This is a genomic window from Oharaeibacter diazotrophicus (genome assembly GCF_004362745.1).
GTDB classification, from domain to species: domain Bacteria; phylum Pseudomonadota; class Alphaproteobacteria; order Rhizobiales; family Pleomorphomonadaceae; genus Oharaeibacter; species Oharaeibacter diazotrophicus.
In genome coordinates, this window is record NZ_SNXY01000009.1 from 213916 (window position 1) to 227504 (window position 13589).

Genomic DNA, 13589 nt, shown 5'->3' on the forward strand with positions numbered 1-13589 from the left:
CGAAACGAAACAACGGCCGGGCGGATCAACACGTAGGACCGGTCGTCGGGACCCGCGTACGCCGGTTCACTCCGCGGCGGCGCGGGGCTCGTAGCCGAGCTGGGCGTTCAGCTTGTGCAGCAGCTTCTCGGCGGCCTCGGCGATCACCGTTCCCGGCGGGAAGATGGCGGTGGCACCCGCCGCGAGGAGCGCGTCGTAGTCCTGCGGCGGGATGACGCCGCCGACGACGATCATGATGTCGCCGCGGCCCTCGGCGGCGAGCGCGGCCTTGAGCTCGGGCACCAGCGTCAGGTGGCCGGCCGCCAGCGACGACACGCCGATGACGTGGACGTCGTTCTCGACCGCCTGCCGGGCCGCCTCGTCCGGCGTCGCGAACAGCGGGCCGATGTCGACGTCGAAGCCGAGGTCCGCGAAGGCCGAGGCGATCACCTTCTGGCCGCGGTCGTGGCCGTCCTGGCCCATCTTGGCGACCAGGATGCGCGGGCGGCGGCCGTCGTTCTCCTCGAAGCCGGCGACGAGGTCGGCGACGCGCTTCATCTGGTCGGTCATGCGTGCGGCCTCCCGCTTGTAGACGCCGGAGATCGCGCGGATCTCGGCCTTGTGGCGCCCGAACACCTTCTCCATGGCGTAGGAGATCTCGCCGACGGTCGCCTTGGCGCGGGCGGCCTCGATCGACAGCGCCAGGAGGTTGCCGGAGCCCTCGCCGGCCGCCTTCGTCAGCGCGTCGAGCGCGGCCTCGACCGCCTTCGGGTCGCGCTCGGCCCTGAGGCGCTGCAGCTTGGCGATCTGGGCGGCGCGGACGGCGGAGTTGTCGACCTTGAGGACGTCGATCGCGACGTCGCTGTCGACCCGGTACTTGTTGACGCCGATGACCGGCTGGGCGCCGGAATCGATGCGGGCCTGCGTCTTGGCGGCGGCCTCCTCGATGCGAAGCTTGGGGATGCCTGCCTCGATCGCCTTGGCCATGCCGCCGAGCGCCTCGACCTCGCGGATGTGCTCCAGCGCCTTCTCGGCGAGGTCGTAGGTGAGCTTCTCGACGAAGTGGCTGCCGCCCCAGGGATCGATGATCTTGGTCGTGCCGCTCTCCTCCTGCAGCATGATCTGGGTGTTGCGGGCGATGCGGGCGGAGAAGTCGGTCGGCAGCGCCAGCGCCTCGTCGAGGGCGTTGGTGTGGAGCGACTGGGTGTGGCCCTGGGTCGCCGCCATCGCCTCGACGCAGGTGCGCACCACGTTGTTGAAGACGTCCTGGGCCGTCAGCGACCAGCCGGAGGTCTGCGAATGGGTGCGCAGGGAGAGCGAGCGCTCGTCCTTCGGTGCGAACTCGCGCTTCATCAGGATCGACCACAGCAAGCGGGCGGCCCGCATCTTGGCGACTTCCATGAAGAAGTTCATGCCGATCGCCCAGAAGAACGACAGGCGCGGCGCGAAGCGGTCGACCGACATGCCCGCGGCGATGCCGGCGCGGACGTATTCGATGCCGTCGGCGAGCGTATAGGCGAGTTCCAGATCCGCCGTCGCCCCGGCCTCCTGCATGTGGTAGCCGGAGATCGAGATCGAGTTGAACTTGGGCATGTTCGCCGAGGTGTAGGCGAAGATGTCCGAGATGATGCGCATCGAGGGCGCCGGCGGGTAGATGTAGGTGTTGCGGACCATGAACTCCTTGAGGATGTCGTTCTGGATGGTCCCCGACAGCTTGTCGGCCGAGACGCCCTGCTCCTCCGCTGCCACCACGTAGAGCGCCAGCACCGGCAGCACGGCGCCGTTCATCGTCATCGACACCGACATCTGGTCGAGCGGGATGCGGTCGAACAGGATGCGCATGTCGTAGATCGAATCGATCGCCACGCCGGCCATGCCGACGTCGCCCGACACGCGCGGATGGTCGCTGTCGTAGCCGCGGTGGGTGGCGAGGTCGAAGGCGATCGACAGGCCCTTCTGCCCCTGCTCGAGGTTGCGCCGGTAGAAGGCGTTGGAATCCTCGGCGGTCGAGAAGCCGGCGTACTGCCGGATCGTCCAGGGCTGCTGGACGTACATGGTCGGATAGGGGCCGCGCACGAAGGGCGCGAGCCCGGGGAAGGTGTGCGGGTGGCGCAGTCCCGCGACGTCGGCGGCCGTGTAGGCGCCCTTCACGGGCACGCCCTCGGGCGTCACCCAGGGTTCGCCGGCGCCGGCGGCGGCGCGGGCCGCGGGCTCGACCACGCGATAGGGCACGTTCGCGAAGGAAACTCCGGACTTCATGGCGCTGTCCTCACGCGGCGGGCGTTTCGAGAAGGGTGTGGAGGCCCTCGAGGAGGGCGAGCGCGTCCATGCCGTCGAAGACGAAGTCGTCGACGCCGGCCGCGCGCAGGGCGGCCTCGGCCTCCTTCGGCCGGCCGGCCAGGAGGACCCGGGCGCCCGCGGCCTTCAGCGCCTCCGCGGCGGGGGCGGCGAACGCCTCGTAGGTGCGGTCGTCGGAGCACAGGCACGCGAGCGCGGCGCCCGAGGCGCGGAACGCGGCGGCGAGCGCGACGACGTCGTCGCCACCCGCCCCGGCCACGGCTTCGACGCCGCCGGCCTCGAACAGGTTCTTGGCGAAGGTGGTGCGGGCGGTGAAGGCGGCGACCGGGCCGAGGTTGGCGAGGAACACGCGCGGCCGGACGCCGGCCTCGGCGAGCGCGCGGTCGGAGCGGTCGCGCAGCGCCTCCCACGGCTCGGCGAGGCGGCGGGCGCCGGCGACGGGCGCGGGCGCCGGCGGCCCGTCGAGCACCTCGGGTGTGCGCTCGGCGAGCAACGGATAGGTGCTCGTGCCGGTGATCGGCAGACGCCGACGCGCCACCTCGGTGCGCCGGGCCTTATCGACCGCGGCGATGCGCCCGGTCACCGCGCCGGCGGCGAGGCTGGCGAGGAGACCGCCCTCGGCCTCGATGGCGCGGAACTCGTCCCAGGCGCGCTCGGCGAGCGAATCGGTCAGCGCCTCGATGGCGCCGGCGCCGGCGGCGGGATCGGCCACCATGTGCAGGTTCGATTCGTCCATCAGCACGGCCTGGACGTTGCGCGACAGCCGCCGCGCGGCGTCGTCGGGCATACCGATCAGGTCGGTGTGCGGCACGGTGGTGACGGCGTCGGCGCCGCCGACGGCCGCGGCGAAGCACGCCACGGTGGAACGCAGGATGTTCACCCAGGGGTCGCGCCGGGTCATCGTGCGCCAAGCCGGCTCGGCATGGACGAAGGCCGGCCGGGCGGGCAGACCGAGTTCGTCGGTCACCAGCGCCCACAGCCGGCGGAAGGCGCGCAGCTTGGCGATGGTCAGAAACTGGTTCTGGTCCGCGACCAGACGAAATTCCAACGCCCCCGCAAGTCTTTCGGGGCCGAGATCGGGCAGATCCGCGGCATCCGCCAGTCGAACGAACGTCAAGGCGCTGGCGAGCGCGAGCGCGACCTGTTGCGCCTCGGAGGCGCCGAGGGCATGCCAAGGTTGTCCGGAGGCGGCGAGGAGGGATCCCTCCGGGTTGCAACGCGGCGCGAGCGAGGCCAATCGGGCCAAGTGAGCGGCGACGACGGCTTCCGCGTCGGTCACCGATAATTTTAACGATTGATCTGCGATCGGATCGTGACCGAGCCTCAGCTTTACCGTAGAGCGTCCGGGGGATGTTCCGTCGGCAATCGAGAGTAGCGCTTCGGCCGCCCCGACCACCCCGGCACCACCGGTCAGGTGGACGGTGACCATGTCGAGGTAGACACTTGCAAAGGCGCGTATTAGTTTACCTCGGCCTTCGTCGGCATCGTCGAAAACCACGACGTGGTCCGGTGGAGACGGCAACACGAGGTCGATCGCGTCGGCTCCGCCGGCCAGTTCGTCGAGAATACGGGCATTGGTGGCCGCGGGGTCGCCGAACCGGACTCGCTGGACGATCGACCACGGATTCCCGGGACCGCGCGCCGGCAACGGATCGCGGTCCGAACGGGGGGCGGTCAGGGGCGGGACGGCGATACCGTCCGCGGTGACGGCGCGGAGCCGGTCGAGCGTCGAGGTTCCCAGTGCCTTGGCGACGGCCGCGTCCCACGCCTCTCGCGTGACGGGGGGGATATCGCCGAATTGCTCGAGATCTAAGTCCATGGGCTCTCGCTGTCCGTGGCACGAATGGGATGGGATGGCCCTCGGGTCCGGGTGCCGAGTTATAGGGACGGGCGCGCGGCAGGCACAACTAGCCTTAAGGTGGCCATCGCGTCGCATTGCTGTCGAAGAAGTACCGCCGATCCTCGGACCGGCGGCACGCATAACTGGGGAAGACCGACGAAGCCGGCTCGCGGAACGCTCCGCAAGCCGGCCGGTGTGTTCCGACGACTTCGGACAGGACGACCGCCCGCCCTCGCGGCGGAGGCCGGCCGAAGGGATCGGGGCCGTCGTCGCGGAGCCCGTGCGCGGCCCGAACGGCCGCGCCGCCTCGTGTGGGGAGGCGTGGGAGCCCGACGCGGTGGTCTTCTGAACCGACATGGACCCGCCGGGCGGAGCCGTGTGCCGCCATCCGCCGCCCCCGGTAGCCAGGGGGAACGGAGACGGGCCCGTGTCCACGCTGAAACGCAAGACCGGGTACGAGATGCGATGAACACGCCTGACGATATTCTCGCCGATGCCGTAGGACTCAGGACCTGCTCGAGCGCCAACCGGATTTTCGACATCGTCGAACGGCGGCTGATCAGTCACGGCGCGAGCCACATCCTGGTCACGGGCCTGCCGATGCCGGGCCGGCCGGTGGAGCCGCTGATCCTGCACATGAAGTGGCCGGACATCCGCAGCGAGCGCGGCCAGCTCATCACCATAGCCAAGGGCGACCCGATCCTGGAGCGTTGCCGCGTCGCCAACCGTCCGTTCCTGGTCGACGGCGTCAGTATCTCCGGCTACTCGGACCTCGTCGCCGCCGCCGGTCCGGAGGCCGCCGCGCGCATCGTCGCGGTGCCGGTGAAGTCGATCCTGCCCTATCAGGCCGCGGTGGTCGGCCTCGGTACGGCGCTGTCGCTGACCGAACTCGACCTCGTCGCCTTCGACTTCCTGTGCAACCAGGCCTTCCGCCGCCTGCGCGCGCTCGGCTTCCTGATCGACTCGCGCCCGGGCGACCTGTCGGCGCGCGAGCGCAAGGTGCTGGAGCTGACCGCCACCGGCAAGACCGCGCAGGAGATCGCCGAGTTGCTCAACATCTCGCAGCGCACCGTGCACGCGCACCTGCAGAACGCCGGCGAGAAGCTCGACGCCTCCAACAAAACTCAGACCGTGGTCGAGGCGATCCGCTACGGCCAGATCACGCTCGAGGACTGAGACCGAGCCCGAGAAGCTCCGACCTCTGGTCGGAGCTTCTAGGATGAGGAGCGCCCGTCCGGGCGCCGGCGGAACGGCCGAAACCTCGCAAAGTCCCAACGCGTGGGGACTTCGCGAGCCTGGTGCGAGACCGCTCCCGCGAGACGCCGACGCGTCGGGGCCTCGCGGCGGCTCGCCCGTCCGGCCGCGAATCAGACGAACTGGGCGAGGCCCGGGATCGCCGCGACGACCTCGTCGACGGTGTCGCTGCCGACCTTCTCGCGGGCGATCGCCACGAAGGCGCCGACGAGGCGCTGGATCTCGGGCAGGTCGAGCCCTTCGGCGGTGAGCGCGCCGTAGGCGGCCATGGCGCCACCGGCCCCGAACAGCCCGCCGACCTTGGCCAGCAGTCCGCGCTTCGGGCCGGCACCGTCGAGATAGGCGGTCATGCCGAGTTCGGCGGCGATCCGCTCGACCTTCTCGCCGGGCCCGTCCTCGTGCAGGAAATTGAGGATGATGCGCACGGCCCGGTCGGCCTTCGCGGTCTCGACGCCGGCGGCGTCGGCGATCCGCGCGATGACTTCTTCCATCGACGATTCCCACTCGTTGCCGGCGCGACATTCGCAGGGCCCGCCCCCCGGCGCAAGCCGCGCGGGTCGCGTGCGCCGGATTGAGCCGCGCGTCACGACCTCCTATAAACCGACGAGCGTCAACGACCGGTTCGCGCCGGGGATGGGGTTCCGCGGATGCTCGCAGGCGACAAGGTCTATCTCGGCACCGGCACCAAGCCCGAGTATCTCGCGCTGAAGCTCGCCAACCGCCACGGTCTCGTCACCGGCGCCACCGGCACCGGCAAGACCGTGACGCTGCAGGTGATGGCGCAGGGCCTGTCCGACGCCGGCGTCCCGGTGTTCTGCGCCGACGTCAAGGGCGACCTGTCCGGCATCGCCGCCGCCGGCGACCCGAAGGACTTCCTGGTCCAGCGCGCCCACGACATCGGCTTCTCCGACGAATACGCCTTCTCGGCCGCGCCGACGATCTTCTGGGACCTGTTCGGCGAGAAGGGCCACCCGATCCGGACGACGATCTCGGAGATGGGGCCGCTGCTCCTGTCGCGCCTCCTCGACCTCAACGACGTCCAGGAGGGCGCGCTCAACGTCGCCTTCAAGGTGGCCGACGACGAGGGGCTGCTGCTGCTCGACCTCAAGGACCTCCGGTCGATGCTGACCTATCTCGCCGAGAACGCCGACGCGGTCTCGGCGCGCTACGGCAACGTCGCCAAGGCGACCGTCGGCGCGATCCAGCGCCAGCTGCTGGTGCTCGAGCAGCAGGGCGGCGACCGCTTCTTCGGCGAGCCCGGCCTCGACATCGCCGACCTGATGAAGACGACCGCCGACGGCCGCGGCGCGGTCAACGTGCTCGCCGCCGACAAGCTGATGAGCACGCCGAAGCTCTACGCCACCTTCCTGCTCTGGCTGCTGTCCGAATTGTTCGAGCAACTGCCCGAGGTCGGCGACCCCGACAAGCCCAAGCTGGTGTTCTTCTTCGACGAGGCGCACCTCTTGTTCGACGAGGCGCCGAAGGCGCTGGTCGACAAGGTCGAGCAGGTCGTCAAGCTGATCCGCTCCAAGGGTGTCGGCATCTTCTTCGTGACGCAGAACCCGCTCGACGTGCCGGACAGCGTGCTCGCCCAGCTCGGCAACCGCGTCCAGCACGCGCTGCGCGCCTACACGCCGCGCGAACAGAAGGCGGTGCGGGTCGCCGCCGACACTTTCCGCGCCAACCCGGCTTTCGACACCTTCGACGCCATCACCAAGCTCGGCGTCGGCGAGGCACTGGTGTCGATGCTGGAGGGCAAGGCGGTGCCGTCGATGGTCGAGCGCACGCTGATCCGGCCGCCGTCGTCGCGGCTCGGGCCGCTGACCGACGAGGAGCGCGCGGCCGTCGTCGGCGCGAGCCCGCTGAAGGGCGTCTACGACGACACCGTCGACCGCGAGTCCGCCTACGAGATCCTGAAGGCCCGCGCCGACGGCCGGCCGTCCGACAAGCGTCGCGCCACGCCGCCGCCGGCCGCCCCGAGCGGCGGCGGCTTCCGGGTGCCCGACTTCGGCTGGGGCCCTTCGACCCGCGAGGCGCCGCCCGCCCCGGCACCGGACGAACCGGCACGCCCGCCCCGGCTCGACGAATACGAATCCGCCGCCGAGCGCCGCCGCCGCGAAAGCGAGGAAGCTCGCGCCGACCGGCCGTGGACCGGCGGACGGCAGACCGTGGTCGAGGCCGCGGTGAAGTCGGTGGTGCGCTCGGTGTCCTCGCAGGTCGGCAGCCAGCTCGGCAAGGCGCTGATCCGCGGCGTGCTCGGCAGCCTGCTGAAGTGACCCCCGCGGCCGCGGGTCCGGGTCCGGCGCCCTTCCCGGCGCCGGCCGGCCCGGCCGCCCCTCCCCTGCGAACCGATCGGATCGATCCAGAGATGCTCGACGCCGTCCTCACCCGCATCGACGCCGGATTCCCGGCCAGCCTCGACCGCCTGCTCGACCTCCTGCGCATCCCCTCGATCTCGACCGACCCGGCCTATCGGGCCGAATGCCGGCGCGCCGCCGAATGGCTGGTCGGCGAACTCGCCGCGATCGGTTTCGACGCCGCCGTGCGCGACACCCCGGGCCACCCGATGGTGGTGGCGCACTGGACCAAGGCCGGTCCGGACGCCCCGCACGTGCTGTTCTACGCCCACTACGACGTCCAGCCGGTCGACCCGGTCGACCTGTGGACCTCGCCGCCGTTCGAGCCGGTGGTGGCCGAGGGGCCGAACGGGCGCGAGCGCATCACCGCCCGCGGCGCCTCCGACGACAAGGGCCAGCTGATGACTTTCGTCGAGGCCTGCCGCGCCTATGTCGAGACGACCGGCGGGCTGCCGATCAACGTCACCATCCTCTCCGAGGGCGAAGAGGAGTCCGGCTCGCCGTCGCTGGTGCCCTTCCTCGAGGCGAACAAGGCGGAGCTCGCGCGCGACGTCGCGCTCGTCTGCGACACCGGCATGTGGGACGAGGACACCCCGGCGGTCACCACCATGCTGCGCGGCCTCGTCGGCGAGGAGGTGACGATCACCTGCGCCGACCAGGACCTGCACTCCGGCATGTACGGCGGCGCGGCGCCGAACCCGATCCACGTGCTCGCGCGCATCCTCGCCGGGCTCCACGACGACGCCGGCCGCGTCACGCTGGACGGCTTCTACGACGGCGTGCCCGAGCTCGACCCGGCGGTGCGCGCCAACTGGGACGGCCTCGGCTTCGACGGCGCCGCCTTCCTCGGTGCCGTCGGGCTGTCGGCGCCGGCGGGCGAGACCGACCGCACCGTGCTCGAGAAGCTGTGGTCGCGCCCGACCGCCGAGGTCAACGGCATCACCGGCGGCTACACCGGCAACGGCTTCAAGACGGTGCTGCCGTCGAAGGCGAGCGCCAAGGTGTCGTTCCGCCTCGTCGGCGACCAGGATCCGGACGCGATCCGGGCGAGCTTCCGCGCCTACGTGGAGGCGGCGCTGCCGCCGGCGGCCAAGGTGTCGTTCGAGCCGCACGGCGGCAGCCCGGGCATCCGGCTCTCCGTCGACAACCCGGCGCTCGCCGCCAGCCTCGGCGCGCTTTCCGACGAATGGGGCCGGCCAACCGCCATCACCGGTTCGGGCGGCTCGATCCCGGTGGTCGGCTACTTCAAGGACATCCTCGGCATGGACAGCGTGATGGCCGGCTTCGCCCTCGACGACGACCGCATCCATTCGCCGAACGAGAAATACGACGTCCGCAGCTACCACAAGGGCATCCGGTCCTGGGCGCGGATCCTGGCGGCGCTGGCGCGCTGAGGCGGCGGTGGACGGCGGCCCGACCGGGCCGCGATGCCGCGTTCCGTCCCCCGTGTCCCCCGTGCTATCGGACGCCCATGTCGATTCCCGTGAAGAACCATTTCGCCGCCGCCGTCCTCGCCCTCGCCCTTTCGGGCTGCGTCGCCGGCGGCGACCTCGACCCCGCGCCGACCGCCCCCTCGGGCGGCGACCTCGTCGCCATCACCGCCACCGGCGCCGGCGCGCTCGACGGCTCGGTGCGCTATTCCTCGGCCGCGGTCGAGCAGGCGATGCCGGGCTACGAGGCCTCGGGCATCACCATGGCGACCGAGCAGCAGACCCAGAACGCGCTCGCCCTGTTCAAGGACGGGCTGCAGGTGCTCCAGGTGCTGCCCGGCTCCGGCGGCGGCATCGGCGCGATCCACGGCGTCTCGGTGCGCCTGCGCGGTCCCGGCGGCGAGCGCATCGGCATGACCATGGCCGAGGCCCGCGTCGCGCGCGCCGACTGCCGCGAGGGCACCGGCAACTGGATCGGCATGCCGATCTGCCGTTCGCGCACCGCGCCGAACGTGACGCTGGTGTTCGCCATTCCGGGCTACATGTCGCCCGACGGCCTGCCCGACGACGCCACGCTGTCGACCGCTACGCTGCAGCGCATCATCTGGACGCCTGCGGGCGGCACGCCGTCGTGACCCGGCCGGCGCTCCCAGACGTCGAGGCGCTCGCCGCCGGCGTGCGCGCCGGCAACCGCGCCACGCTGGCGCGGGCGATCACGCTGATCGAGAGCCGCAAGCCGGACCACCAGAAGGCCGCGCGCGCCCTACTGCAGGCGATCCTGCCCGACACCGGCCGGGCCTTCCGCGTCGGGATCACCGGCGTGCCCGGCGTCGGCAAGTCGACCACGATCGACCAGCTCGGCGCCAACCTGACCGCGGCCGGCCACAAGGTGGCCGTGCTCGCGGTCGATCCGTCGTCGACGCGCACCGGCGGCTCGATCCTCGGCGACAAGACGCGGATGTCGCGGCTCTCCGTCGATCCGAACGCCTACGTCCGGCCCTCCCCCTCGGCCGGCACCCTCGGCGGCGTCGCGGCCAAGACGCGCGAGACCATGCTGGTGTGCGAGGCCGCCGGCTTCGACGTGATCATCGTCGAGACCGTCGGCGTCGGCCAGTCGGAGACGGCGGTCGCCGACATGGTCGACGTGTTCCTGGTGCTGATGCTGCCCGGCGCCGGCGACGAGTTGCAGGGCATCAAGAAGGGCATCATCGAGCTCGCCGACATCATCGCGGTCAACAAGGCCGAGGGCGACGCCGCCGTGCGCGCCCGCGCCGCCGCCGCGGAATACCGCGCCGCGCTGCACATCCTCGCCCCGGCTTCGCCCGACTGGTCGCCGCCGGTGCTGACGATCTCCGGCCTCGCCAACGAAGGGCTCGACAAGCTGTGGGGCGAGGTCGCACGCCACCGCGATGTCACCACCGCGAGCGGTCGCTTCGCGGAGAAGCGCCGCGCCCAGCAGGTGCACTGGATGCGCGAGATGATCGACGAGCGCTTCCAGGAACGGCTGGTGCGCGACCCGGCGATCCGCGCCGCCCTCGCCGAACGACAGACCGCCGTCGCCGCCGGCACGCTGGCGCCGGGCGTCGCCGCCGCCGAGATCGCGGAAATGCTCGGCCTCTGACCCGGCCGGCGGTGCCCGACCGCGCGGTCGGCGTGCGGGGACTGGCGCGGTCGGGCCGATCGTGCTTTGAGGACGGGCGGGGTCACGATCGAGGCACGGGGGTTCCATGAGCGACACGGCGGGCAAGGATCCGAAGCCGGTGGCGGGCAACGTCGGCGTCTCGGTGTTCGGCGACAGCCATTGCGGTCGCTTCGCGATCAGCCGGCAGATGATCGCCTGCATGCCGCTCCTGAAGGCGGTCGACCTCGCGCTCCACCCGTTCTCGGGCGGCACCATCACCGGCTTCGGCAAGCGCTCGTCGTCGCTCGGGATCGCCGACAAGATCCGCACCGCGATCCGCCCGCACGACCGGCTGCTGGTGTTCAACTTCGGTCAGGTCGACGTCGAGCTCGGCTATTTCTACCGGCTCGCGGTCAAGCGCGAGGAGGTCGACTTCGCCGCCTTCGTCGAGCGCCTCGTCGCCACCTACATGGACTTCCTACGGCCGCTGCGCGGGGCCGCGCCGATCGCGGTGAAGGGGATCAACCCGAGCGTCCTCACCTATTTCCGCGACCGCGCGATCCGCTACACCAGCCGGATCATCGCCGAGAACCTCCCGGATGCCCGATCCCGCGCCGAGGCCGAGCAGGTGCTGCGCGAAGTGTTCCCCGATCCGCGGACGATCGCGGCCAACCACCGCGCCTTCAACCACGCGGTCCAGGCCGCCTGCGCCGCCGAGGGCTATTTCTACTACGACATCGCCGACGTCCTCACCGACCCGGTGACAGACATGGTCCGTCCCGACCTCGTGCTGGAGGCCTTCGACCACCACGTCGCCTCGACCCTCGGCGTCCACCTCGCCTACTGGCGCCCGCTCGCCGGCCCGATCGAGGCGGCCCGGCGCATCACCGGCTGACCCCGGGCAGGTCCCGCTCCACATCCGACGATCGCGACGCGCGAGCCGCTGCGAAGGCCGCGCGCGACATCCCTCGCGCATTCTCGCGAGGCGGCGGGTCCGGGCGCGCACCCGATGCATTTCGCGCGTGCCAGCCGCCAAGCGGCATCGTATGTTTCTCTATGTTTCGTTAATCATTTGCGGGGGACAGGAGAATGCCGATCGACATCGGGCCGCAGGTGGACTGGTTCGGGCCGGTCACGGGGGGCGCGGGCGAGGTGGTCGCCGAGCAGATGCCCAATGGCGACGCCGCCATCGTGTTCAGCCAGGGCGCGACGATCGTGGCGGCGGTGCGCTCGGCGAAGACCGGGAAGGTCGGCAAGCCGGTGTCGGTGACCTTCGAGGCCGAGCCGACCGCGCCCGGCGGCGTCACCACCGTGCGCGAGATCTTCGTCGGTCCGCTGAAGAGCGGCTTCGTCGCCATCCTCAGCATGGCCGATTCCAAGCTCGGCGGCGATCCGAACCTGTCGCTGGTCGGGCAGGTGTTCAGCGCCACCGGCGCCAAGGTCGGCAAGCCGTTCCACGTCAACCCGGCCAACGCGGCGAAGATCCAGCACGACGCGGTCGCGGTCGTCGGTCTCGCCGACGGCGGCTTCAACGTCTACTTCAACGAACGGGACAGCTATTTCTCGATCTACACCAACGGCCTGACGATGCGGCGCTTCGACGCCACGGGCGTCGCCAAGGGGCCGGCGAAGGTGATCGTGCCGAACGAGACGCTCGGGTTCGTCCAGACCGATCCCATCAACCCGGCGGCGATCCTCAAGCCCGACGGCAAGATCCTGCTGGCCTACATGCCGAACCAGGCGAACGGCGCCGCGCTGATCCGCACGCGCACCTTCACGCCCGATGGCGTGCCGGTGGGGCCGGCGGCCGACGTCGACGGCGTGGGCGTGGTCGATACCGCGCCGTCGATGGCGCGGCTGAAGGACGGCCGGATCGCGATGGCCTATCTCCAGGTGCCCGCGGGTACGACGTCGGCGGTGGCGGTCGCCCGCTTCCTGAACAAGGACGGCAAGCCGGTCGCCAAGCTGCCGTTCCGGGTCTCATCGGACCTGCCTGGGCGCCAGGGCATGGCCCGCGTCGAGGCGACGGCGAACGGCGGCTTCGCCGTGTCGTGGGCGCGCGACTACACCACCTTCCTCGCGCGCCTGTTCGGGCCGCTCGGCAAGCCGCTCGGCCGCGACTTCCCCGTGATCGCCCCGGTCGCGAACGCGATCTACGGCTATGGCGGTGTCGTCGCCGCCGGGACCGGTGTGATCGGCTACCAGAGCGCCATCGTCGTGCCGTCCGCCCACGTCTACGCCAAGGCCTACGGGCTCGGCTCGACGGTCGGCATCACCCGTGCCGGGACGCCGGGGCCTGACGCCTACACCGGCGGCGCCAAGGACGACGACCTTTCCGGCGCCGCCTCCGCCGACAAGCTCGTGGGGGCCGCCGGCATCGACAGCCTCGCCGGCGGCGACGGTCCCGACGTGCTCTCGGGCGGCGACGGGCCGGACGTGCTCGACGGTGGCCCCGACAAGGATACGGTGACCGGCGGCCGGGGCCCGGACAGCTTCGTGATCGCCGGCACCGACCAGGGGCCGGACAAGTTCACCGACTTCGACGCCGCCGGCGGCGACCGGATCGCGCTGCGCGGCGACGGTTTCAAGAACTCGATCGGGATCCCGCTGGTCGGCGTGTTCCTGGTCACCGGCGAGGCGCCGAAGCCCTGGTTGCCGGTACCGACCTTCCTGTTCGACACCAGGACCAAGCGGCTGTCCTACGATCCCAACGGCACCTTCAAGGATGACGACCCGCTGCCGCTCGCCGACCTGCCGGGTGTCACGACACTGACGGCGGGCAACTTCACGATCTACTGAAGGGTGCCGTC

10 protein-coding genes are annotated in these 13589 nt (G+C 71.2%); 7 read left to right on the forward strand and 3 right to left on the reverse strand.

What is annotated here, in order from left to right:
- Nucleotides 1–66: 66 nt before the first annotated feature.
- Both scpA and EDD54_RS16050 read right to left on the reverse strand, forming a co-directional pair.
- On the reverse strand, nucleotides 67–2238 hold the full coding sequence (gene scpA / locus EDD54_RS16045) for a methylmalonyl-CoA mutase (protein WP_126538065.1): 2172 nt from the start codon (nucleotides 2236–2238) through the stop codon (nucleotides 67–69).
- Nucleotides 2239–2248: 10 nt separating this feature from the next.
- A complete protein-coding gene (locus EDD54_RS16050) occupies nucleotides 2249–4213 on the reverse strand; it encodes a methylmalonyl-CoA mutase family protein (protein WP_245515793.1) in 1965 nt (654 codons plus the stop codon).
- Nucleotides 4214–4582: 369 nt separating this feature from the next.
- On the opposite strand from EDD54_RS16050, the gene EDD54_RS16055 reads away from it, so the two are divergent.
- Nucleotides 4583–5293: a helix-turn-helix domain-containing protein gene (locus EDD54_RS16055; protein WP_126538069.1), complete on the forward strand. Its 711-nt coding sequence runs from the start codon at nucleotides 4583–4585 to the stop codon at nucleotides 5291–5293.
- 191 nt (nucleotides 5294–5484) lie between these two features.
- Here the strand turns inward: EDD54_RS16055 and EDD54_RS16060 are convergent, their stop codons facing one another.
- The gene (locus EDD54_RS16060) at nucleotides 5485–5862 is read right to left on the reverse strand and encodes a DUF2267 domain-containing protein (RefSeq protein WP_126538071.1); all 378 of its coding nucleotides are present in this window, start codon (nucleotides 5860–5862) and stop codon (nucleotides 5485–5487) included.
- Between the two features lie 156 nt (nucleotides 5863–6018).
- Between EDD54_RS16060 and EDD54_RS16065 the strand changes: the two genes are divergently transcribed.
- The 6 genes from EDD54_RS16065 (at nucleotide 6019) to EDD54_RS16090 (ending at nucleotide 13578) form a co-directional block, all read left to right on the forward strand.
- Entirely contained in the window at nucleotides 6019–7647 is a 1629-nt protein-coding gene (locus EDD54_RS16065) for a helicase HerA-like domain-containing protein (protein WP_126538073.1), read from the forward strand.
- A gap of 92 nt (nucleotides 7648–7739) precedes the next feature.
- Complete coding sequence (locus EDD54_RS16070) at nucleotides 7740–9122, forward strand: dipeptidase (protein WP_126538075.1); 1383 nt, start codon at nucleotides 7740–7742, stop codon at nucleotides 9120–9122.
- Nucleotides 9123–9199: 77 nt separating this feature from the next.
- On the forward strand, nucleotides 9200–9793 hold the full coding sequence (locus EDD54_RS16075; RefSeq protein WP_126538077.1) for a DUF1131 family protein: 594 nt from the start codon (nucleotides 9200–9202) through the stop codon (nucleotides 9791–9793).
- Entirely contained in the window at nucleotides 9790–10779 is a 990-nt protein-coding gene (gene meaB / locus EDD54_RS16080) for a methylmalonyl Co-A mutase-associated GTPase MeaB (RefSeq protein ID WP_126538079.1), read from the forward strand. Before EDD54_RS16075 ends, meaB begins: the two co-directional genes overlap by 4 nt.
- Before the next feature lie 106 nt (nucleotides 10780–10885).
- Nucleotides 10886–11674, forward strand: coding sequence for a hypothetical protein (locus EDD54_RS16085; RefSeq protein WP_126538081.1), 789 nt, complete (start codon nucleotides 10886–10888; stop codon nucleotides 11672–11674).
- A 194-nt stretch (nucleotides 11675–11868) separates the two neighbouring features.
- Nucleotides 11869–13578, forward strand: coding sequence for a calcium-binding protein (locus EDD54_RS16090; protein ID WP_126538083.1), 1710 nt, complete (start codon nucleotides 11869–11871; stop codon nucleotides 13576–13578).
- The last annotated feature ends 11 nt before the right edge of the window (nucleotides 13579–13589 follow it).